Source organism: Kluyvera sp. EC_51, assembly GCF_019584505.1.
Classification (GTDB): domain Bacteria; phylum Pseudomonadota; class Gammaproteobacteria; order Enterobacterales; family Enterobacteriaceae; genus Kluyvera; species Kluyvera sichuanensis.
This window is the reverse complement of sequence record NZ_VDAG01000107.1, coordinates 21,747-42,576: the sequence shown is the minus strand read 5'-3', so window position 1 is coordinate 42,576 and position 20,830 is coordinate 21,747. Positions and strand designations below refer to the sequence as shown.

The 20,830-nt window shown below is 55.5% G+C and carries 20 protein-coding genes; 12 read left to right on the top strand and 8 right to left on the bottom strand.

The window, feature by feature from the left end:
• Positions 1–16: 16 nt before the first annotated feature.
• The 6 genes from FHC49_RS20855 to FHC49_RS20830 form a co-directional block, all read right to left on the bottom strand.
• Positions 17–1,636, bottom strand: coding sequence for a fimbrial protein (locus FHC49_RS20855; RefSeq protein WP_255581430.1), 1,620 nt, complete (start codon positions 1,634–1,636; stop codon positions 17–19).
• Positions 1,626–4,148, bottom strand: a complete 2,523-nt coding sequence (locus FHC49_RS20850; protein WP_220440774.1) for a CS1-pili formation C-terminal domain-containing protein — start codon at positions 4,146–4,148, stop codon at positions 1,626–1,628. Before FHC49_RS20850 ends, FHC49_RS20855 begins: the two co-directional genes overlap by 11 nt.
• A 9-nt stretch (positions 4,149–4,157) precedes the next feature.
• Positions 4,158–4,841, bottom strand: coding sequence for a hypothetical protein (locus FHC49_RS20845; RefSeq protein WP_185668130.1), 684 nt, complete (start codon positions 4,839–4,841; stop codon positions 4,158–4,160).
• An 80-nt stretch (positions 4,842–4,921) separates the two neighbouring features.
• Positions 4,922–5,509, bottom strand: a complete 588-nt coding sequence (locus FHC49_RS20840) for a common pilus major fimbrillin subunit EcpA (RefSeq protein WP_185668129.1) — start codon at positions 5,507–5,509, stop codon at positions 4,922–4,924.
• Between the two features lie 604 nt (positions 5,510–6,113).
• Positions 6,114–7,301, bottom strand: a complete 1,188-nt coding sequence (emrD, locus tag FHC49_RS20835; protein WP_220440773.1) for a multidrug efflux MFS transporter EmrD — start codon at positions 7,299–7,301, stop codon at positions 6,114–6,116.
• A 175-nt stretch (positions 7,302–7,476) separates the two neighbouring features.
• On the bottom strand, positions 7,477–8,310 hold the full coding sequence (locus tag FHC49_RS20830; protein WP_220440772.1) for a DMT family transporter: 834 nt from the start codon (positions 8,308–8,310) through the stop codon (positions 7,477–7,479).
• A gap of 220 nt (positions 8,311–8,530) precedes the next feature.
• Between FHC49_RS20830 and ivbL the strand changes: the two genes are divergently transcribed.
• The 7 genes from ivbL (at position 8,531) to uhpT (ending at position 15,747) form a co-directional block, all read left to right on the top strand.
• Positions 8,531–8,629: an ilvB operon leader peptide IvbL gene (gene ivbL, locus FHC49_RS20825; RefSeq protein ID WP_072011409.1), complete on the top strand. Its 99-nt coding sequence runs from the start codon at positions 8,531–8,533 to the stop codon at positions 8,627–8,629.
• Positions 8,630–8,732: 103 nt separating this feature from the next.
• Entirely contained in the window at positions 8,733–10,421 is a 1,689-nt protein-coding gene (ilvB, locus tag FHC49_RS20820) for an acetolactate synthase large subunit (RefSeq protein WP_220440771.1), read from the top strand.
• Positions 10,422–10,424: 3 nt separating this feature from the next.
• Entirely contained in the window at positions 10,425–10,715 is a 291-nt protein-coding gene (gene ilvN, locus FHC49_RS20815) for an acetolactate synthase small subunit (protein WP_035895026.1), read from the top strand.
• Between the two features lie 75 nt (positions 10,716–10,790).
• The gene (gene uhpA / locus FHC49_RS20810; RefSeq protein ID WP_185668124.1) at positions 10,791–11,381 is read left to right on the top strand and encodes a transcriptional regulator UhpA; all 591 of its coding nucleotides are present in this window, start codon (positions 10,791–10,793) and stop codon (positions 11,379–11,381) included.
• Positions 11,381–12,883: a signal transduction histidine-protein kinase/phosphatase UhpB gene (uhpB, locus tag FHC49_RS20805; RefSeq protein ID WP_220440770.1), complete on the top strand. Its 1,503-nt coding sequence runs from the start codon at positions 11,381–11,383 to the stop codon at positions 12,881–12,883. The genes uhpA and uhpB overlap by 1 nt, the downstream gene beginning before the upstream one ends.
• 9 nt (positions 12,884–12,892) lie before the next feature.
• Positions 12,893–14,212 carry an MFS transporter gene (locus FHC49_RS20800; protein WP_220440769.1) on the top strand — a complete coding sequence of 440 codons (1,320 nt, stop codon included), beginning with the start codon at positions 12,893–12,895 and terminating at the stop codon, positions 14,210–14,212.
• Positions 14,213–14,355: 143 nt separating this feature from the next.
• Positions 14,356–15,747, top strand: coding sequence for a hexose-6-phosphate:phosphate antiporter (gene uhpT / locus FHC49_RS20795; protein WP_185668121.1), 1,392 nt, complete (start codon positions 14,356–14,358; stop codon positions 15,745–15,747).
• A 43-nt stretch (positions 15,748–15,790) separates the two neighbouring features.
• Here uhpT and FHC49_RS20790 read toward each other — a convergent pair whose 3' ends face one another.
• On the bottom strand, positions 15,791–16,693 hold the full coding sequence (locus FHC49_RS20790) for a LysR family transcriptional regulator (protein ID WP_220440768.1): 903 nt from the start codon (positions 16,691–16,693) through the stop codon (positions 15,791–15,793).
• 105 nt (positions 16,694–16,798) lie between these two features.
• On the opposite strand from FHC49_RS20790, the gene FHC49_RS20785 reads away from it, so the two are divergent.
• From FHC49_RS20785 to nepI, 5 genes are all read left to right on the top strand, one after another.
• Positions 16,799–17,251, top strand: coding sequence for a DUF1198 family protein (locus FHC49_RS20785; RefSeq protein ID WP_185668119.1), 453 nt, complete (start codon positions 16,799–16,801; stop codon positions 17,249–17,251).
• A gap of 114 nt (positions 17,252–17,365) precedes the next feature.
• Positions 17,366–17,878, top strand: a complete 513-nt coding sequence (locus tag FHC49_RS20780; protein ID WP_220440798.1) for an SRPBCC domain-containing protein — start codon at positions 17,366–17,368, stop codon at positions 17,876–17,878.
• Between the two features lie 124 nt (positions 17,879–18,002).
• Positions 18,003–18,344 carry a type II toxin-antitoxin system RelE/ParE family toxin gene (locus FHC49_RS20775; RefSeq protein WP_220440767.1) on the top strand — a complete coding sequence of 114 codons (342 nt, stop codon included), beginning with the start codon at positions 18,003–18,005 and terminating at the stop codon, positions 18,342–18,344.
• 9 nt (positions 18,345–18,353) lie between these two features.
• Positions 18,354–18,653: a helix-turn-helix domain-containing protein gene (locus FHC49_RS20770; protein WP_185668117.1), complete on the top strand. Its 300-nt coding sequence runs from the start codon at positions 18,354–18,356 to the stop codon at positions 18,651–18,653.
• Positions 18,654–18,738: 85 nt separating this feature from the next.
• Entirely contained in the window at positions 18,739–19,923 is a 1,185-nt protein-coding gene (nepI, locus tag FHC49_RS20765; protein WP_220440766.1) for a purine ribonucleoside efflux pump NepI, read from the top strand.
• Positions 19,924–20,015: 92 nt separating this feature from the next.
• Here the strand turns inward: nepI and phnX are convergent, their stop codons facing one another.
• Positions 20,016–20,825 carry a phosphonoacetaldehyde hydrolase gene (gene phnX / locus FHC49_RS20760; protein WP_220440765.1) on the bottom strand — a complete coding sequence of 270 codons (810 nt, stop codon included), beginning with the start codon at positions 20,823–20,825 and terminating at the stop codon, positions 20,016–20,018.
• Positions 20,826–20,830 lie beyond the last annotated feature (5 nt).

The following is a 20,830-nucleotide window of genomic DNA, read 5'->3' as shown; positions in this document are numbered from 1 at the left end:
CATATCGTCAGCGCGGTTAATTCACGCCAATCCAGGTTGCCGTGGCCACAATTTCCCCGCTCGCGCTGACGGTGCCCATCCAGTCTTCCCCCGAAACGGTAAACTGGGACCGTGAGTCGTTCATCGGAAACAGCAGTTTTACGTTAGTGGTAAAAAAGTAGCTGTCGTCGAGATTCGCATTCCAGGCGGTTTGTACCCATTTGGCGTTGGTGATATCAATGGGGTTTTCTGTACAGCTATTACGGGCGGTTACGGTGGCGCCTGACGACGATGTGTAGCTCAAGTAGGCGGGAATCGGTACGCTGAGGCTTTCATCCGCTGAGGTAAACAGGCAATAGGGGACATCTCTGATACGTACGCTATCACCTTTTACCTGCACGTTAATGCTGTCCGCCTGGCGTGAGGCCGACGTTGTGATGGTGTATTCGAATTCAATTGGCTGATCGCTATCAATCTTTCCCTCACGCGTAGGGTGTGAGCTACCATCTGCCGAGACGATGCTGATCCCATATTCTTTAGGCACAATGGTAATGCGGTTTGACGGCGTAAACTGGTAATAACCTGACTCGCCGACTATGTCGTTGTTGAAGTTAAACGTAAATAGTGAATCTCTATTTGTCAGATCGTTGCCTTTTGCCAGCGCTTGCTTAAAAAAGCTGGTGGTAAGAAAGAGATAGATGGAATCACCGCCGGTGGTGATAATTTTATTAAAGTCGGTGTTCTGCGTAGTGTAATTATACCAGGTACTACCGTCGCCGCTGAAACGGATATCTGAGTTAGCCGTTGGCGTGAAGCCTAACATGTTAGTGTCAAGCACCATCGCCATATCCAGATAGTTAGTGACTGCCGCGCTTTGCTGGTAGGTATAAGAGACCATTTTACAGGTCACGCCGTCGACGTTATTCACTTTGGTGATTTGGCAGAGATTTGACCCTGGCGCAATGCTTGGGGTGCCGTCGCTGGCAATCCATATTTCAGCTATAGAGTTAGTGCTGTTGAGGGTAAGGTGGGCGATCTTATTCAGCGTGAAATTATAATAACGCCAGTAGGCCCCACCGGTCGTTATGTCCTTACAGCGGGTGCCATCGCTATAATCGTAGTTCGTGGTGGTGTGGCACCAGTTGATTTCAAAGGTTTCGCTGGAGCCAACCGGAAGTTTACGGAAATATTCGTAGGCTTCCGGGCTAAGTGAACCCAAGCCATAGGAGCCATTGTAAATAGAGTTGCCTGCCTTGGTATGGTAAAAACCGTGATCGTCGATAATTTCACCCGCGATATACCCTGAAGATGGACAGGTATTCCCGCTGGTCATACAGCGAATGCCCTGAAAAGGACGGGAAATCGACGAATTTTCAATCCACATATCGGTATATGTATTGGGTGAGACCCAGCCTATGTTACCCATATACCCCAGACTCACCTGAGCGGTGGAATAACGAGTCCACATATTCGCGCCGCTAAAACGTGGGTCCAGCGCGTTCGGCGTGACGAAATATTCGTTATCGACGTTGTTTTCGATAAATAAAAAGGAGTTTGACCCGGAACCGCTGTTTCCTTTTGTGGCAGCCTGTGCAGGAGAGGTGAACACCAGGCCGAACGCCATCGCCACGGCATATTTCCAGTAATTAGTAGACATCGTCTTGTTCTCCTGTACGTGAAGCCGTGAGTGCTTGCGTTGCGCATTGAATATCGCCCACCCAGACGGCACCGCGCGCTTTTTGCAGATCCAAATCCGCTTCACAAACGCCGCCACGGGCGTCAATCAGCGTAATAATGGGGTAGCGTTTATCAACATCCATGGCGAATTCGCCCTGTTTGTCGGTGCGCGTTTTACCAATGTGGTTGTGCACATCGGTGTTGGCATACGCCGTGCCGTCTGGCTTACGCATGCGGCCAAATACGGTGACGAGTTGCTTCACCTCTGGATTCAGCACGCCGACGTTACCGGGATAAAGCACAAGTTTGTTACGGCGACCGCTGACGATATCAACGCTATCTTCAGCGGCTTTATCGTTCATTAACTCCACCTGATATTCCGCATACGGCGCCAGGCCGATAAAGTTACTCTTCCCGGTCAGCGGATAATTACGGCCGTTGATCTGGGCGAGCATTTTCCCGCTTTCGCTAAAGTTGGTATTAATCACCACGCCTGAGCTTTGAATTTCTTTGCCCAGATTAAAGCTATCTTTCGTCCACGCGATGCTGCCGTGGGAGCTCAGGTTATAGTTGGTGCTGCCGCCTGATGCGCTTGAAACGGACAGGGTTCCGGCATTGTATTTCGTGTCATAGGAGACATAACCGTTACCCGATAGATCATCTGATTGGTAACTGTCATAACCGCCTTCGCTGGATTTAAGCCGTTTAGATATCGACGCACCAACCTGGGTAATCGCGCTGTCGTCGAAGCTTTTACGTACCGTGGCATTGGCGAGTAAATTACCGCTTTCGCTGGACACGCCCGCGCTCAACCAGGAGGATAATGGCAATGAGAAATCAAGGTTGATGTATTTATCATTGACACTATTTCGGTCGTCGTAGTAATAGCGCTGAACCCCTGCACGTAACGCAACGGTTACCCAGCGATTGGTAAACAGCGTCTGGCTATAATCAACGTTGGTGTATTTATTTCCTTCGTATTTGTCATGCGTCCGGCTGACGGAAATGTTGCCTAACCAGGGTGAAAAATGACTCAGGTTAGCCGATGCCCCTAACGAGATATAATGGCTGCTTTGCATTGGCAGTCTGTCGCCAATATGGCTCGCCTGACGCGCAAGCCAGATATTCCCGAACCCGCCGGGGATTGATAAATTCAATGATGTGGTGCTTTGTCTGCTGCGGTCGGTCGCCACCAGCGTCTGTTGATTCAGCGTGAGGTTGTTATTCAGAACAACGTCGGCTTCAACTTCGGCCACGCCGTTGTTATCAAAGCCATACAGGGTGGATTTGAACGTAACGCCGGATAGCAGCGGCAGTGACGTTTCTGCGGCTACACCCGCGATCCAGGTATTCTTCTTCCCGTAATCAATATTTTGATGATTACGGTAGTCCATTCGATTGTACTCCAGCATACCGCTAAAGATTTGCCAGGCGAGATTGCCGGTTGCGCTGGATTTACGGGAGAAGGTCTTATTTATCTGGGCGGTACGGCTATTGACCACTTTACCATTGACGACAATCTGCAAATCAACGGTATAGATGCCAAACGGCAGCGTGGAGGTATCAATCTCATAACTCCCCATCGAGAAGTTTTGAATGCTCAGGAGTTTCCCGTTGCGAAGCACGTGAACTTCCCCCGCAGCGGGCAGAAATACGGTAATCGGAACCAGGGTGAGCGAGGTATTTTCAATCTGGGTGCTGCTTTTGTTACCCACGCTGGCACCGTAAATGCGGCTGGAGTTAAGGGCACTCATGCTGGCGATTGATTGTAAATTCCAGGTGTCAACCATCCCCACGGCGACGCGGTGGCCCTGGTAATCGCGTTCATACATGGCACGGTACAGCTGACTGTCGCTGTTGACGGTACCAAGCCCGTAAACCGTCCCATTCAGGTTAAAGTGGTGCTCGCGTATCGACGTGGTGTTATCAAGGGTGAAATAGTTACTGGTATTATCCCCGTTCCCATATTTGTTGTAATAGGTCCCCATCGTATAATTCAGAATATTTGACAGATGCTCTACCGTCGAAGCGCTTAAGGTATTGGTGCGTGGTATAATTGCCGCCGATAGCGCCTGCTTATTTACCATCAACTCAAGGTAAAACGATCGTGTATCCAGGGATAACGATGCGTTTTCATTGAGAACGATTTTATTATTCTCGCTAAGCGGGGCTGAATGGACCTTGCCGAGTAATTCTTTTATCTGTGGCGAGAGTTCCGTTTTATTCGGCATCTCATTAAGCTCAATTTGATTAACGAGAAGGCTGCTTTTTTGCGCCACAATCACCGCGTCGGCGATTTTCTGTCGACTACGAGATAAGCTATTATCTCCGTCATAACGAATAAATACCGGGACAGTCATCCCCTGCTGCAATGCATTAGCAAATGCGGCTGGGACAACGTAGTTGTTCACTTGAAGAGATTCGGCATAAGTATTAACAGAGTAAAGTAACTCAATTAATATTAGCCCTCTTAGATATATTGATTGGCCCATGGCTTATATTTACCCTGCGTTTGCGGTAATAAGCTTTTCACCATGCCATATTCCTACGTGGGTCCTTTTACTACTAAGATCGGTATGCTTAATTTTTACGCTGACGTTCGGCATCAAATAATAGCGTTCACGACAACCTTTTCCCTGATCCTGTGATTTATCACGGCATGGGCCATAGGAGATGACGCGGAACGAGGCATTGCCGGTATTGGTGACCGTGTCGCCCTCACGTTTAAAATCAAAATGCTCTTTACGTGGAGCTACGACCAAAATAGTACCTATAATTGCCGAGGTTGTAGCCTGACCGAGTTTGCTTTTTTTAGTTGATTCATATTCTGCAATCGGTTCATCGGACCATGAAAGACGGTAGTAGCGCTCTTTATCGTCAGACGGGCCATCGTAGATAAAACGGAAGTACTCTTTTGATTGCCCCGGCAGGATTAAATTTGCAGGCGTTGAAAGCAGTTCTGATTTGCTTTCCATTGGAATAATAACTCCGCCCTCCATTGGCGACGATAGACGTTCAATACGCACGTTCACAAAGCGCGCGCTATCGGTGTTATTAAATATTTCTTTTGCCAGATGCGTTTCGTCTGGCGACATAATTGATGTGACATCACCGACGCCAATCGCCAGCGCAGGGAACGATGTGAGTAGTGGAAATAAGAAGGCAAACAAACGTTTTGTTTTCATTAAAGTATCCTTACTTAAATAAGGAGGTCATCCATGCGACCTCCTTGCCTTTCGTTACCGGTTCATCGTAAGCAGGGGGGTTATGCCGTTACCCACGTAGCGTTGAACTGGACTTTTACATCACCGCTCCAGTAACCGTCTGCCAGATCTTCAAACTGAGCATCGGTGGAACCATCGCTGGTTGCAGAGTCAATCGTGAAGGTAAAGGTCCCCTGGGTGGAGGTACGGTCTGAACCCGCATAGGCTGAACTGACGGACAATGCATCCAGGCCTGAAGAGACATTGTTTGCGGTGTCAACCAGGGTCACCGGCGTCGCGTTGCTCAGCGCCTGGCCATTCCACTGAACGCCAACCGCCAGAGTGGAGGTGTCAGTGGCGCGGGAGAGGGTATTGGTGACAATCTGAGAAGTCAGTTTGAAATCCGTTGCCCCTGACTGCCCTTTAATCGTGATGTCGAAAGCGCCATTCTGTGAGTTGAACGCTTTGATACCTTCAGCATACTGGAAGCTCAGAGATTTCAGCGGGGTAACAACCAGCGCGCTGGTGGTGTCTTTAGTTGCTGACGCATCCCAGGTCGCTGTTGAGGACGCAGTAACATCATCAGCGGCCATGGCGCTTGAGCAGAATAATGCCGCAGCAACGCAGCTAACCAGAGTGAGTTTTTTCATATCTAATCCTTTTAGATAAAATTGTTTCTTCATTTTGTTGAAGTAACCAAGTTACTTCCCTGCATATACTCCTCTGGTTTTTCCATAAAAATCACCAGAGTAATATTATTTAGTTAGGCATCATAGAAACGAATGCTTATTTCAATAAAGCTGTAAAGAAACCCTATTATTCAAACGTTTTATCATTCGTTTGTTGGGTATTTAACTCATTGTACGTAGTGGTATTAAGAAAAAGATTAAGCAAGATATACGTCGTGCTTATAGATACCATTTTGTAAAACGGTCTAGTTATTTTTGATTCGGAAATAAGATTAAATACCTGAGTGGTTATTGTATAGCTGTTTTTAATTTTTTTAATGACAAAATTGATAGGTGAATGCTATTGAAATACGGCTGATATGATGGTTTGTGTATGATTTGTTTTTTAGTATAGAAAATAAATATACGTAAAATTTATTTCGCGTGTATTTTAATTAACTGCGTGAATTCAATGGGTGGGGTGATTGTATTATTTTTATTTATTAGTTTTGGTGTTTTGCCAAAATATTATTACTCTGAATTATTAACGCCCGTTAGGGTTCTTAACGGGCGTTAATCGGATACGTTACACCATCGTTTGCTGATGGCGGGCAAAGCGTGACGCGAGCGGCAGCCAGCAGAGGAAAATCAGCAGCCCCATCAGCGTCATCAGTAGCCCGATGCTGCCCTGTCCGGTTTGCGGCATCATTGCCGACAGCCAGGCAAGTACGCCTGAACCAATGTTCTGCAGGCCGCCAACCAGCGCCCCGGCGGTACCGGCAAGAAACGGGAAGGGCTCCATCGCACCGCTGGTCGCCAGTGGGAACAGCATCCCCGCGCCGAAGAAGAACAGCGCCGCAGGCACCAGCAGCGTCCAGATATTCATGACGCCGAACAGGCCGGGGATCCACATCATCACGCCCGCTGCCAGACAGCACACCACCGACTGCCACATCAGCGTCGGGAAGCGTTTTTTCGGCCGCCCGGCAAACCAGGCGCCAAAGAACGCCGCCGGAATTGGCAGAATAAACAGGATACTGACCATCAGGCTGCTTAAGCCCAGCACGCCGCCCATCAGCACGCCGGAGCTGGCTTCAAATACCGCGATACCCGCCAGGCCGCCAATCAGCATCAGCAGGTAGCAGTTAAAGCCGCTGTTGCTGAACAGCGTTTTGTAGTTGCTGATAAGCCGGGTTTTCGGTGCGCCGGTTGGGCGCGTTTCCGGCATCCAGCGTGCCATGCTGAAGGTGACACCTGCACAGAGCACCAGCAGGAAACCGTAGCAGGCGCGCCAGTTGATCAGCGTCTCCAGCACGCCGCCAATCAGCGGCGCCAGCAGCGGGCTGACCAGAATTCCCATGTTTAACAGACTGTTGGCATGACGAAGCTGGCTGCCCTCATACAGGTCACGCGGTAGCGTACGCGCCATCACGCCGCCCACGCCGGTACCCATCCCCTGCATGGCGCTAGCAACAATCAGCACCGTCAGGCTGTGAGTGGTGATGGCAACCAGCGTCGCCAGCATAAAAATCGACATCCCGACCAGGATCACCGGACGGCGCCCGACGCGGTCTGAGAGCGGGCCGTAGAACAGCTGCGAAACGCCATAGGTCAGCAGATAGGCCGCCATGACGCTCTGCACCGCCCCTTCGCGGACGTTGAGGTCGTTCGCCATCTGCGCAATTGCAGGAATATAAATGGTTTGCGCCATCTGACCGACGGCGACGAGCAACACCAGCATCACCAGGATATTGACGTTTCTATCTCTTTTCATTTCGCTGATAACTTTATAAAAATTGAGTTTATAAGAATAAATGTCCAGGAATTGCGCTAAAAGCGAGAGGAATCTACCACAATGAGGTGACGATTTAATCACATGCCATGTAAATGAAATGTGTGATGCAGGCAGGATTTATACACGTAAACGGCAACAATAGTTGCCAGTTTAGTCAGGAGAGGCGCAGCAGTATGGCACCCGCAGCGATGCCGCCAGCGGCCACCAGCCGCAGTCCGGCTACCCGCTCTTTGAGCAGCAGCCAGGCAATCAGCGCGCCGAACAGAATCGAGCTTTCACGCAGCGCGGCCACTACCGCCAGCGGTGCCTGAGTCATCGCCCATAGTGCCAGACCGTAGGACCCCATCGTCCCCATGCCGCCGAGCACGCCTTTTTTCCAATGCTGAATCAGATAGCGCGATGCTTCGCGGCGGCGGGCGATCATCGTCCAGCACAGCAGGCTGGAGCCGTTAAGGAAAAACGACCACAGCGTATAGCCAAGAGCCGTTTCCGACAGGCGCACGCCGGTACCGTCGATCAGGGTGTAACCGGCAATCACCACGGCGTTCATCAGCGCCAGCACCACGCCACGCTGCGAGCTGGAACGGCTGTTAAATGCCATCGCCAGGATCGCCGTACAGATGACCGCAATGCCACCCCAGGCCAGCGTTGAAAGATGATCGCCCAGAAACAGCACGCTGATGATGGCGACCAGCAGCGGCGCGGTACCGCGCATCAGCGGGTAAGTCTGGCTCATATCGGAAATCTGATAGGTCTTCGCCACCAGTACGGTGTAAATCACCTGCAAGACGGTGGAGGCGACCATAAATGGCACGCTGGCCGCCGAGGGGGCAGGGGCAAAGGGCAAAAGTAGTAGTGCGATGAGCGCGGCGGAGCCGGTGACGCCGATAGCCGAATAGAGTTTGTCGTTTCCCGCCTTAACGATGGCGTTCCAACTGGCGTGTAAAAGTGCGGCAAACAGCAAAATACAGAAAACAGAAAGCGTCATGATAATGCGTTGCTCAGGAAGATTTCACCAAAATTTAACACAGCCGACGGGCGGTGACCAAGGCCAGAAATAGGGGAAAGATGGGACAGCCTGGATAATTTCCCTGACCGCAATAATGTGATCTTTGCTGTATTTTTGCGCAGATGAAAATATTTCTATTGTCAGCAGAAAAAAGCTGTGTTTGTATAAATTCACTAAACGAATTGAGAGAAGACCCTTAATGACCCCATCAATGCTGACTTCGACCCTACTAAAAACCGCGCTACCAGCCGCGGTGGTCGTCGTGCGTGTGGTGGTGGTCGTCGGCAATGCGCCGTAGGGTCAGGAACACACACGATTCCAAACCCCGCCGGCGCAAACCGGGCGGGGTTTTTAGTTTCTAGCCCCCTCCGGATAGTCGGCCTAGTTGAAAGGACTGGAGCATGGCAATTTCGGGCACAACATCACAGACCACGCGTTTTACCGGCGCGCAATTAATCGTTCATTTACTGGAACGTCAGGGTATCACCATGGTGACCGGCATCCCCGGCGGCACGGTGCTTCCGCTGTACGACGCCTTAAGCCAGAGCACGCAGATCCGCCATATTCTGGCGCGACACGAGCAGGGCGCGGGCTTTATCGCCCAGGGCATGGCGCGTACCCACGGCAAACCGGCGGTGTGCATGGCCTGTAGCGGGCCGGGCGCGACCAACCTGGTGACCGCCATCGCCGATGCGCGCCTCGACTCTATTCCGCTGGTGTGTATCACCGGCCAGGTAGCCTCCTCGTTAATCGGCACCGACGCGTTCCAGGAAGTCGACACCTACGGCATCTCTATCCCCATCACTAAGCACAACTATTTAGTCCGTAACATCAATGAATTACCGCAGGTTATTGCTGATGCTTTCCGGATTGCCCAGTCTGGCCGCCCAGGCCCGGTGTGGATAGACATTCCTAAGGACGTTCAGACGGCGGAAATCGACATCAGTGAACTGCCGGAACCCGGCGACCGTGCGGCAACGCCAGAATTCAGCGCTGAGAGCGTGAGCGAAGCGGCGGCGATGATCAACGCGGCGCAGCGTCCGGTGCTCTATCTGGGCGGCGGCGTGATCAATGCCCCGGACCGCGTGCGCGAACTGGCGGAAAAAGCCAACTTGCCGACCACCATGACCCTGATGGCCCTGGGCATGCTGCCGAAAGCGCACCCGCTGTCATTAGGTATGCTGGGTATGCACGGCGCACGCAGCACCAACTTCATTCTGCAACAATCTGATTTATTGGTGGTTTTAGGTGCGCGTTTTGATGACCGGGCGACCGGTAAAGTGGCCGAATTCTGCCCGAACGCGAAGATTATCCACGTCGATATCGACCGCGCCGAGCTGGGTAAAATCAAACAGGCACACGTGGCGATTCAGGCGGATGTGGACGACGTGCTGGCCCAACTGCTGCCGCAAATTGACGCGCAGCCGCGCGATGCGTGGCGCGGTAAAGTGGCCGAACTGCAACAAGAGTTCCCGGGCGCCATTCCTGAAGCGGGCGACCCGCTCAGCCATTATGGCCTGATCAACGCCGTTGCCGCCTGCGTGGACGACAGCGCGATTATCACCACCGACGTTGGTCAGCACCAGATGTGGACGGCGCAGGCTTACCCGCTGAACCGCCCTCGCCAGTGGCTGACCTCCGGCGGCCTTGGCACCATGGGCTTTGGTCTGCCTGCGGCTATCGGTGCGGCGCTGGCGAACCCGGACAAAAAAGTGCTGTGCTTCTCCGGCGACGGCAGCCTGATGATGAATATCCAGGAGATGGCGACGGCGGCGGAAAATCAGCTGGATGTGAAAATCATCCTGATGAACAACGAAGCGCTGGGGCTGGTGCATCAGCAGCAAAGCCTGTTCTACAAACAGGGTGTATTTGCTGCCACCTACCCAGGCATGATTAACTTCATGCAGATTGCCGCCGGTTTCGGTCTGGAAACCTGCGACTTGAACAATGAAGCTGACCCGCAGGCGGCGCTGCAGGCGATTATCAATCGTCCGGGCCCAGCGCTGATTCACGTGCGCATCGACGCCGAAGAAAAAGTGTATCCGATGGTGCCGCCGGGTGCGGCAAATACCGAAATGGTGGGGGAATAAGCCATGCAACAACAGACTCATGACAACGTTATTCTGGAACTCACCGTGCGCAACCATCCGGGCGTAATGACTCACGTCTGCGGGCTCTTTGCCCGCCGCGCCTTCAACGTGGAAGGCATTCTCTGTCTACCTATCCATGACAGCGATAAGAGCCGCATCTGGCTATTGGTCAACGACGATCAGCGACTCGAGCAGATGATTAGCCAGATAGACAAGCTGGAAGACGTGGTGAAAGTGACCCGCAACCAGTCTGACCCATCGATGTTCAACAAGATAACCGTCTTCTTCGAGTAACCCGCTCAAGACTTGAACAGCCGCGCGCTTATCGTTAAGGTAGGCGCGTTTTTTTTACCCGCCAGGATGGAATCTATGATCACCGTTGCCCTTATCGACGACCACACTATCGTCCGCTCCGGCTTTGCCCAACTGCTCGGTCTTGAGCCTGATTTGCAGGTGGTCGGCGAGTTTGGTTCCGGGCGCGAGGCGCTGGCGGGGCTACCGGGGCGCGGCGTGCAGGTCTGCATCTGCGATATCTCGATGCCGGATATCTCCGGCCTTGAGCTGCTCAGCCAGCTGCCAAAAGGCATGGCCATTATCATGCTCTCCGTTCACGACAGCCCGGCACTGGTCGAACAGGCGCTGAACGCGGGCGCGCGCGGGTTTCTCTCCAAACGCTGTAGCCCGGACGAACTGATTGCTGCGGTGCACACCGTGGCGACCGGCGGCTGCTACTTAACGCCGGATATCGCCGTCAAACTGGCGGCGGGCCGTCAGGACCCGCTGACCAAACGCGAACGTCAGGTGGCGGAAAAATTGGCGCAGGGGATGGCGGTAAAAGAGATTGCCGCCGAGCTGGGGCTGTCGCCGAAAACGGTGCACGTTCATCGCGCTAATCTGATGGAAAAGCTGGGCGTCAGCAACGACGTCGAGCTGGCGCGCCGCATGTTTGACGGCTGGTGATGAATACCCTCTTTTCGCGGTGCATTACCGTTGTCGCCTGTTTCTTTATCTTCTCCGCCGCGTGGTTTTGCCTGTGGAGCATCAGCCTGCACCTTGTGGAGCGCCCGGCGCTGGCGGTGCTGCTGTTCCCGTTCGGTCTGCGCCTGGGGCTAATGCTGCAATGCCCGCGCGGCTACTGGTCGGTGCTGGTGGGCGCAGAGTGGCTGCTGATTTACTGGCTGGCGCAGGAAGTGGCGCTGGATCACGCGTTATTATTGATGACCGGAAGCGCACTGACGCTGCTGCCGGTGGCGCTGATCTCCCGCTATCGCCATCAGCGCGACTGGCGCACGCTGCTGCTCCAGGGCGCGGCGCTGACGGCGGCGGCGCTGCTGCAATCTTTGCCCTGGCTGTGGCAAGGGGAAGCGGCGCTGAACGCTTTACTGCTGACCTTAACCGGCGGGCTAACGTTGGCCCCTATCTGCCTCGTATTCTGGCACTACCTTACCAGCACCACCTGGCTGCCGCTCGGCCCGGCGCTGGTGTCGCAGCCGGTGAACTGGCGCGGGCGGCATCTGGTCTGGTATCTGCTGCTGTTTACCGTCAGCCTGTGGCTGCAGCTCGGTTTACCCGCAGAGCTGTCGCGCTTTACCCCATTCTGTCTCGCGTTACCGATCATCGCGCTGGCCTGGCACTACGGCTGGCAGGGCGCATTGATTGCGACCCTGATGAACGCCATCGCCCTGATTGCCAGCCAGACCTGGCACGATCACCCCGTTGATTTACTGCTCTCGCTGCTGGCGCAAAGCCTGACCGGGCTGCTGCTCGGTGCGGGCATTCAGCGGCTGCGTGAGCTGAATCAGTCGCTGCAAAACGAACTGGCGCGCAACCACCGGCTGGCGGAGCGTCTGCTGGAAACCGAAGAGAGCGTGCGCCGCGACGTGGCGCGTGAGCTGCATGACGATATTGGCCAGACCATCACCGCCATTCGTACTCAGGCGGGCATTGTGCAGCGTCTGGCTCCGGAGAACGCGGGCGTGAAGCAGAGCGGGGCGCATATCGAACAGCTTTCACTGGGCGTTTACGATGCCGTACGCCGCCTGCTGGGGCGGCTGCGCCCACGTCAGCTCGACGACCTCACGCTGGAACAGGCCATCCGCTCGCTGATGCGCGAAATGGAGCTGGAAAGCCGCGGTATCGTCAGCCACCTCGACTGGCGAATTGATGAATCAACGCTGAGTGAAAGCCAGCGGGTGACGCTGTTCCGCGTCTGCCAGGAAGGGCTCAACAACATTGTGAAGCACGCCAACGCTAGCGCAGTCACACTACAGGGCTGGCAGCAAGATGAGCGGCTGATGCTGGTGATAGAAGACGATGGCAGCGGCCTGCCGCCGGGCTCGAATCAACAGGGTTTTGGCCTCACCGGCATGCGCGAACGCGTGACGGCGCTCGGCGGCTCGCTCACTATCTCCTGCATGCACGGCACGCGGGTCAGCGTCTCTTTGCCTCTGCGCTACGTGTAAGGAACGGCGATGTTTCAATTTCTCAAGGCTCCGGCCAGCGCACCGCGCATCACCGATAAGCAGGAAGTGGATGCTCAGTACCGCTACTGGCGGCGGCATATTCTGCTGACCATCTGGCTTGGCTACGCGCTGTTTTACTTCACCCGCAAAAGCTTCAACGCCGCGGTGCCGGAGATTCTCACCACTGGCGTGCTGACCCGTAGCGATATTGGCCTGCTGGCGACGCTGTTTTACATCACCTACGGGCTATCGAAGTTTATCTCCGGTATCGTCAGCGACCGCTCCAACGCCCGCTATTTTATGGGCATCGGGCTGATTGCCACCGGAGTGGTCAACATTCTGTTTGGCTTCTCGACCTCGCTGTGGGCCTTTGCCCTGCTGTGGGCGCTGAACGCCTTCTTCCAGGGCTGGGGCGCGCCGGTCTGCGCCCGCTTGCTCACCGCCTGGTACTCGCGCAACGAGCGCGGCGGCTGGTGGGCTATCTGGAATACCGCGCATAACGTCGGTGGCGCGCTGATCCCTATCGTTATGGGGGCGGCGGCGCTGCACTACGGTTGGCGTGCGGGGATGACCATCGCGGGAACCATGGCGATTGTGGTCGGTCTGTTCCTCTGCTGGCGGCTGCGTGATAGACCGCAGGCGATTGGCCTGCCGCCGATTGGCGACTGGCGGCACGACGAGCTGGAGATTGCTCAGCAGCAGGAAGGGGCGGGGCTGACGCGCAAAGAGATCTTCACCCGCTACGTGCTGCTCAACCCCTACATCTGGCTGCTGTCGCTGTGCTATGTGCTGGTGTATGTGGTGCGCGCGGCAATCAACGATTGGGGCAATCTGTATATGTCCGAAACGCTGGGCGTCGATCTGGTCACGGCGAATACGGCGGTCACCATGTTTGAACTGGGCGGGTTTATCGGCGCGCTGGTGGCGGGCTGGGGTTCGGACAAACTGTTTAACGGCAACCGTGGGCCGATGAACCTGATTTTCGCCGCCGGGATTTTACTCTCGGTGGGCTCGCTGTGGCTGATGCCGTTCGCCAGCTACGTGATGCAGGCAGCGTGCTTCTTCACCACCGGTTTCTTCGTCTTCGGCCCGCAGATGCTCATCGGCATGGCGGCGGCGGAGTGCTCGCACAAAGAGGCGGCGGGCGCGGCCACCGGCTTCGTCGGGCTATTTGCCTATCTCGGCGCGTCGCTCTCCGGCTGGCCGCTGGCGAAGGTGATGGAAGTGTGGCACTGGACGGGGTTCTTCGTGGTGATTGCCATCGCGGCGGGCATCTCCGCGCTGCTGCTGCTGCCGTTCCTGAACGCCCAGGCACCGCGAGAAGCGTGACCCGCCTCACCTTTCTAAGACGAATGACCTAAAACTAGGAAATTTTCCCGGTTTCACCTGGACGCTGTCTCAGGCGTGCTTCCCGGCTGATTTTTACAATGTCTGCCATTCGCAGGTACCAAAAATTAGCTCGGGAGTGTCCTATGCTGGCCTTTCTAAACCAGGTGCGCAAGCCGACCCTGGATCTGCCGCTCGACGTGCGGCGCAAAATGTGGTTCAAACCGTTCATGCAGTCCTATCTGGTGGTCTTTATCGGCTACCTGACGATGTATCTGATTCGTAAGAACTTTAACATCGCGCAGAACGACATGATCTCCACCTACGGGCTGAGCATGACCCAGCTCGGGATGATTGGCCTCGGCTTCTCGATCACCTACGGCGTGGGTAAAACGCTGGTCTCCTACTATGCCGACGGCAAGAACACCAAGCAGTTCCTGCCGCTGATGCTGATCCTCTCCGCCATCTGTATGCTCGGCTTCAGCGCCAGCATGGGGCCGGGCTCAACCAGCCTGTTCCTGATGATCGCGTTCTATGGCCTGAGCGGCTTCTTCCAGAGTACCGGCGGCTCGTGCAGCTATTCGACCATCACCAAGTGGACGCCTCGCCGCAAGCGCGGTTCCTACCTCGGCATGTGGAATATCTCCCACAACCTCGGTGGTGCGGGTGCGGCAGGCGTAGCGCTGTTTGGGGCTAACGTCCTGTTCGACGGTCACGTCATCGGCATGTTTATCTTCCCGTCGATCATCGCGCTGATTGTGGGCTTTATCGGCCTGCGTTTTGGTAGCGACTCCCCGGAATCTTATGGCCTCGGTAAAGCGGAAGAGCTGTTCGGTGAAGAGATCAGCGAAGAGGACAAAGAGACCGAAGATAACGACATGACCAAGTGGCAGATCTTTGTGGAGTACGTGCTGAAAAACAAAGTGATCTGGCTGCTGTGCTTCTCCAACATCTTCCTGTACGTGGTGCGTATCGGTATCGACCAGTGGTCTACGGTCTACGCCTTCCAGGAGCTGAAGCTCTCTAAAGAGGTGGCGATTCAGGGCTTTACCTTGTTTGAAGTTGGCGCGCTGGTGGGCACCCTGCTGTGGGGCTGGCTCTCCGACCTCGCCAACGGCCGTCGTGCGCTGGTGGCGTGCGTGGCGCTGGCCTTAATCATCGCGACGCTGGGCGTTTATCAGCATGCCAGCAACCAGTACGTCTATCTGGCCTCGCTGTTTGCCCTCGGCTTCCTGGTCTTTGGCCCGCAACTGTTGATTGGCGTGGCCGCGGTGGGCTTCGTACCGAAAAAAGCGATCGGCGCCGCCGATGGTATCAAAGGCACCTTCGCCTACCTGATTGGCGACAGCTTCGCCAAGCTGGGTCTGGGGATGATTGCCGACGGCACGCCAGTCTTCGGCCTCACCGGCTGGGCTGGCACCTTCGCCGCGCTGGATACCGCCGCTATCGGCTGTATCTGCCTGATGGCCATCGTGGCCGTGTTTGAAGAACGTAAAATTCGCCGTGAGAAAAAGATTCAGCAGTTAAAAATGGCGTAAGTGTGTTTGGTAACTTCTTTGCCCGGTTCTGCACCGGGCTTTTTTATGCCTGCTGGCTGGTCTCATGCAGCAGTTCGCGCAGCCACTGCTGCGCCGGGTCGCGATGATTACGTTCGTGCCAGGCCATACTTTTGGTAAAACCGTGAATCGCCACCGGCGGCTCCTGCACGCAGATTGATGCGCGTGCGCGGGCCAGGCGGCTCGGCACCACGGCAATCATGTCGCTGACGGCCAGCACTTCCGGCAGCACCAGGAAGCTGCTCACCGACAGTCCGACCCGGCGTTTGCGGCCGACTTTTGCCAGTGCATCATCGGTTACTCCCCAGAAACTCTCGCCCTCGTAAGAGACCAGAATATGCTCCAGCGCGCAGAAGCGGTCGAGGCTCAGCGGCACTTGGGCATCGGGATGGTCGGCGCGCAGCATGCAGACGTAGCGCTCCTCATACAGCGTGCGGCTGTGCAGATCGCCCGGCGTAGTGCTGGGGGTCAGCAGCGCGAGGTCGATTTTCCCCTGCTCAAACTGCGCGGTCAGCCGCTCTGGTTCGACGGGGATCACCCGGACGCGAATCATCGGCGCGCGCACTTTCAGGGCGGCGATAAACGGCACCACCACGGCTTTGAGCGCATAGTCGGTGGCGGCGAGGGTGAAGGTGACGTCGGCGGTGAGCGGGTCGAACTGTGCGGGCTGTAGCAGGGTGTTGATATCGTTCAGGATCTGTTTGACTACCGGCGCCAGTTGCTGGGCGCGTAGCGTCGGCACCATGCCGTGCGGAGCGCGGATAAACAGCGGATCGCCAAAATTATCCCGCAGCCGGGTCAACATTCCGCTGACGGCGGGCTGGGTCAGCGACAGCCGCGCGGCCGCTCGCGTCACGCTGCGTTCATCGAGCAGCGCATCCAGCGTTTTCAGCAGGTTGAGGTCGAGGGTTCTGAGATCCGGTTTCATCGGCGGCTTCCTTCAGGGAGGTAACGCACATTATGGCATGTTCGATTATCGACAGGGCGCAAAATCCCATTATCATGTCGGGGTTTAGCTAAGGTGAGAGCGTGCATGATCTGGTTGATTCTGGCCACTCTGGTGGTGGTGTTTGTTGTAGGATTTCGGATCCTGACCTCAAGTTCCCGACGGGCGATTCGCCGTCTTAGTGAACGGCTCGGTATTACCCCAGAACCGGTAGAGTCGATGGTAGACCAGCTAGGGAAAGCGCAGGGCGAAGAGTATTTACGCTATCTGGAGCGGCCGAACGAAGCGCATTTGCAGAATGCGGCGCAGATGCTGCTGATCTGGCAGGTGTGCATTGTCGACGGCAGTGAAGTGAACATGCTGAGCTGGCACCGACGGCTGCAAAAAGCGCGTCTGGCGGCGCCGATTACCGACGCCCAGATTCGTCTGGCGCTGAGCTTCCTGCGCGAGCTGGAGCCGGAAATCAGCGAGCTGAACGCCTTTCAGTACCGCTACAACGCGCTGTTCCATGATGAAAACGGTGTGCACTGGCTGCATTGATATCACGTTGTGTGATGTTGTTTATTAATATTGATGATTATATTTATATCACTCCTGAGCGCATGATTTACCTCGTCAACATCATTACTCACGAGGTTCATCATGAAACAGTCAATGCAACAAAGCGCTATCGTCTGGCCAGAAGGCTACCTGCCTGGCACCACTGACAACTTTGCCTCTAACGAAATCATCGTCAGCGGCCTGACCGCCAAACAGATTTGGGCACAGCTTGACGACACCACGCTGTGGCCAACCTACTACAGCAACGTAGCGGATATTCATTTCCACGACGGCAGCGGCCCGATGCTGAGCGCCAACGCCCGCTTCCGTTTCTCTACCTTCGGCTTCCCGATTGAAGCGCAAATCACCGAATACGTCCCACCGGTCGACGGCGAAGCCGCGCGTGTGGCCTGGCACGGCTGGGCGGAAGGTGATGCCACCACCCGTCTGGACGTGATCCATGCCTGGCTGTTCGAAGACCTGCCGGGTAACCGCGTGCGTATCCTGACCCAGGAATCGCAGATTGGCGTCCCGGCGCAGGAACTGGCGCGCACCGTGCCGAACCCGATGATTAACGGCCATCAGGAGTGGATTACCGGGCTGGTGAAATCGGCGCGAGGGGAGTGAGTTTGCCAAAGCCGGATAGGCGCTACGCTTATCCGGCAAGCATTACCGGAAAAGAAACTAATCTTGCTTATATAGCCAATAAACTATAATTTATTTATAGCTTATTGGCTATGAGGGATCGCAGATGTGGTCGGTGGAAACAACGGATGTTTTCGACAGCTGGTTTGAGGGACAGACCGAAGCCTTAAGGGAAGATATGCTCGCCGCGATGGTGATTTTATCCGAGTTCGGGCCGCAGCTGTCGCGCCCCTTTGCGGATACGGTTAATGGCTCTGCTTTTACGAATATGAAAGAGCTTCGTGTACAACATCAGGGAAATCCCATTCGGGCCTTTTTTGCGTTTGATCCTTCCCGCTGCGCCATCGTGCTATGTGCAGGAGATAAAACAGGATTAAACGAAAGACGGTTTTATAAAGAGATGATCAATCTTGCTGATGCTGAGTACCGTAAGCACCTGAACAAGTAAGGAATGATGATGGCGACCCTTAAAGAGCTAATGGATAAACAGAGCCCGGAAAGTCAGGCGCGAATCGCTGAGAAAGTCGAAGCGTTACGCCAGACCGTCACGTTAAGCATGCTGCGCGAAGAACTCAACCTGTCTCAGGCGGAGTTGGCTACCGCAATGGGCGTAAAGCAACCCACCGTTGCGAAGATGGAACAGGCAGAGAACGATCCACGTTTGTCGACGCTGAGGCGTTACGTCGCAGCGCTCGGCGGAGAGATCAGCATTGATGTCACGCTGCCAACGGGAAAGAAGATAGCGTTCCATCTTTAATCGTTGCCAAAACGTTAAATCCATCACACTTAAGATGTTACACTGCGCATCCTTTCCGCAAAAACACCGCGCAGGTAACAAAAAAATGAGTGAGCATAGTGAAGCAAAGCCCCGCACAGAGGGCGTTCTGCGGCCGAACTGGTCGGCGGTTTTTGCCGTGGCGTTTTGTGTGGCTTGCCTGATTACCGTGGAATTTTTACCAGTCAGCTTGCTGACGCCGATGGCAGAAGATCTGGGGATTTCTGAAGGCGTGGCCGGTCAGTCGGTCACCGTAACCGCGTTTGTCGCCATGTTCTCCAGCCTGTTTGTCACGCAGATTATTGGTAGCCTCGACCGTCGCTACGTGGTGATTCTATTTTCCGTTCTGTTGACGCTCTCCTGTCTGCTGGTGTCGTTTGCCAACTCGTTTACCCTGCTGTTGATGGGACGCGCCTGTCTGGGGCTGGCACTGGGCGGCTTCTGGGCGATGTCGGCTTCGCTGACGATGCGCCTGGTACCGGCGCGTACGGTGCCGAAAGCGCTGTCGGTTATCTTTGGCGCGGTCTCTATCGCGCTGGTGATTGCCGCGCCGCTCGGCAGCTTCCTGGGCGGCATTATTGGCTGGCGCAATGTGTTTAACGCGGCGGCGGTGATGGGCGTGGTGTGCATCTTTTGGGTGGTGAAAGCGCTGCCGTCGCTGCCGGGGGAACCGGCGCACCACAAGCAGAATATGTTTAGCCTGCTGAAGCGTCCCGGCGTGATGGCGGGGATGATTGCCATCTTTATGTCCTTTGCCGGGCAGTTCGCCTTCTTCACCTATATTCGCCCAATCTATATGAACCTGGCGGGCTTTGACGTCGATGGCCTGACCTTAGTGCTGTTGAGCTTCGGGATTGCCAGCTTTATCGGCACCTCATTCTCGGCGGTTATTCTGAAGCGCTCGGTCAAACTGGCGCTGGCCGGTGCGCCGCTGATTCTGGCGATAAGCGCGCTGGTGCTGACGCTGTGGGGAAGCGAAAAGGCCGTGGCGGCAGGTATCGCCATTATCTGGGGGCTGGCGTTCGCGCTGGTGCCGGTGGGCTGGTCAACGTGGATCACCCGCTCGCTGGCCGACCAGGCGGAGAAAGCGGGGTCGATTCAGGTGGCGGTTATCCAGCTGGCGAATACCTGCGGGGCGGCGATTGGTGGTTTAGCGCTGGACCGTCTGGGGCTGACGTCACCGCTGATGCTCTCCGGGGCGTTGATGCTGCTGACCGCGCTACTGGTGACGGCGAAGGTACGGATTAAATAACCGCGCGGTTGAATAATCGTGTAGCCCGGCCAAGCGAAGCGCCGCCGGGAATGGCCCCGGGGTCGGCATAAATGCCTCGCCCGGGCTACCTGTTACGGGCGTTCGCCCTTTGCCAGCCGCGCATTAATCTCGGCAATCACCCCCGGTAAATCCGCCAGCGAATCCACCACGTAATGCGCCCCGGCGGCATACAGCTTGCTGGCGGCGTGCTCGCGGCGGGTAGCAATCTCTGCAACGGGCATCGCCTGATACTCCTCCCACGTCGCGCCGAACTCATTGCCCGACACCGCAAGCCCTACGGTCCACATCCCGGCATTTAGCCCCTCGGTAATGCCCGGTGCGGCATCGTCCACCTTCACGCAGCGGCTCACCGTATCGATACCCAGCGTAATCACGTTTTGCAGTGCCATCCACGGCCCCGGACGGCCGCCCGCCGCGAGATCGTCGGTGGCGACCCAACAATCCGGCGCGTAGCCGTGCTCGGCGGTGGCGGGCACCAGGCGCTCCATCACCGCACGCGGGTAGCCGGAGCAGGAGCCAATCTTGATGCCGGCGTTACGCAGTGCCGCAATCGTGTCGATAACCCCGGCGATCGGCGCGGAAAAATCGACAACTTTGGCAATTTGCAGCGGCATAAAGGTGGCATAAATCTCATCGATATCTGCCGCATTCATCGCACGGCCAAACTTCGCCTGCCAGCGGGCATCGACGGACGGCAGTTTGCCCAGCGCTTCAATATGCTGCCACTTGCCCAGCCCCATCGGCACGCGCGCTTCGGCAAGCGTTATCTCCACGCCAAACGCCCGGCGGAAAGCTTCGACAAAAATCTGCGTCGGCGCAAAGGAGCCAAAATCGACGGTGGTGCCCGCCCAATCGAGAATAACGGCGTTAATACGGTTCATGATGG

Coding starts and splice junctions, on each gene's coding strand:
- FHC49_RS20855 (WP_255581430.1), bottom strand. CDS start 1,636: ATGTCTACTAATTACTGGAAATATGCCGTGGCGATGGCGTTCGGCCTG.
- ivbL (WP_072011409.1), top strand. CDS start 8,531: ATGACCCCATCAATGCTGACTTCGACCCTACTAAAAACCGCGCTACCA.
- FHC49_RS20780 (WP_220440798.1), top strand. CDS start 17,366: ATGCAACAAAGCGCTATCGTCTGGCCAGAAGGCTACCTGCCTGGCACC.
- FHC49_RS20790 (WP_220440768.1), bottom strand. CDS start 16,693: ATGAAACCGGATCTCAGAACCCTCGACCTCAACCTGCTGAAAACGCTG.
- FHC49_RS20775 (WP_220440767.1), top strand. CDS start 18,003: ATGTGGTCGGTGGAAACAACGGATGTTTTCGACAGCTGGTTTGAGGGA.
- FHC49_RS20850 (WP_220440774.1), bottom strand. CDS start 4,148: ATGGGCCAATCAATATATCTAAGAGGGCTAATATTAATTGAGTTACTT.
- ilvB (WP_220440771.1), top strand. CDS start 8,733: ATGGCAATTTCGGGCACAACATCACAGACCACGCGTTTTACCGGCGCG.
- FHC49_RS20770 (WP_185668117.1), top strand. CDS start 18,354: ATGGCGACCCTTAAAGAGCTAATGGATAAACAGAGCCCGGAAAGTCAG.
- uhpT (WP_185668121.1), top strand. CDS start 14,356: ATGCTGGCCTTTCTAAACCAGGTGCGCAAGCCGACCCTGGATCTGCCG.
- FHC49_RS20840 (WP_185668129.1), bottom strand. CDS start 5,509: ATGAAAAAACTCACTCTGGTTAGCTGCGTTGCTGCGGCATTATTCTGC.
- nepI (WP_220440766.1), top strand. CDS start 18,739: ATGAGTGAGCATAGTGAAGCAAAGCCCCGCACAGAGGGCGTTCTGCGG.
- ilvN (WP_035895026.1), top strand. CDS start 10,425: ATGCAACAACAGACTCATGACAACGTTATTCTGGAACTCACCGTGCGC.
- FHC49_RS20845 (WP_185668130.1), bottom strand. CDS start 4,841: ATGAAAACAAAACGTTTGTTTGCCTTCTTATTTCCACTACTCACATCG.
- phnX (WP_220440765.1), bottom strand. CDS start 20,825: ATGAACCGTATTAACGCCGTTATTCTCGATTGGGCGGGCACCACCGTC.
- uhpA (WP_185668124.1), top strand. CDS start 10,791: ATGATCACCGTTGCCCTTATCGACGACCACACTATCGTCCGCTCCGGC.
- emrD (WP_220440773.1), bottom strand. CDS start 7,301: ATGAAAAGAGATAGAAACGTCAATATCCTGGTGATGCTGGTGTTGCTC.
- FHC49_RS20800 (WP_220440769.1), top strand. CDS start 12,893: ATGTTTCAATTTCTCAAGGCTCCGGCCAGCGCACCGCGCATCACCGAT.
- uhpB (WP_220440770.1), top strand. CDS start 11,381: ATGAATACCCTCTTTTCGCGGTGCATTACCGTTGTCGCCTGTTTCTTT.
- FHC49_RS20830 (WP_220440772.1), bottom strand. CDS start 8,310: ATGACGCTTTCTGTTTTCTGTATTTTGCTGTTTGCCGCACTTTTACAC.
- FHC49_RS20785 (WP_185668119.1), top strand. CDS start 16,799: ATGATCTGGTTGATTCTGGCCACTCTGGTGGTGGTGTTTGTTGTAGGA.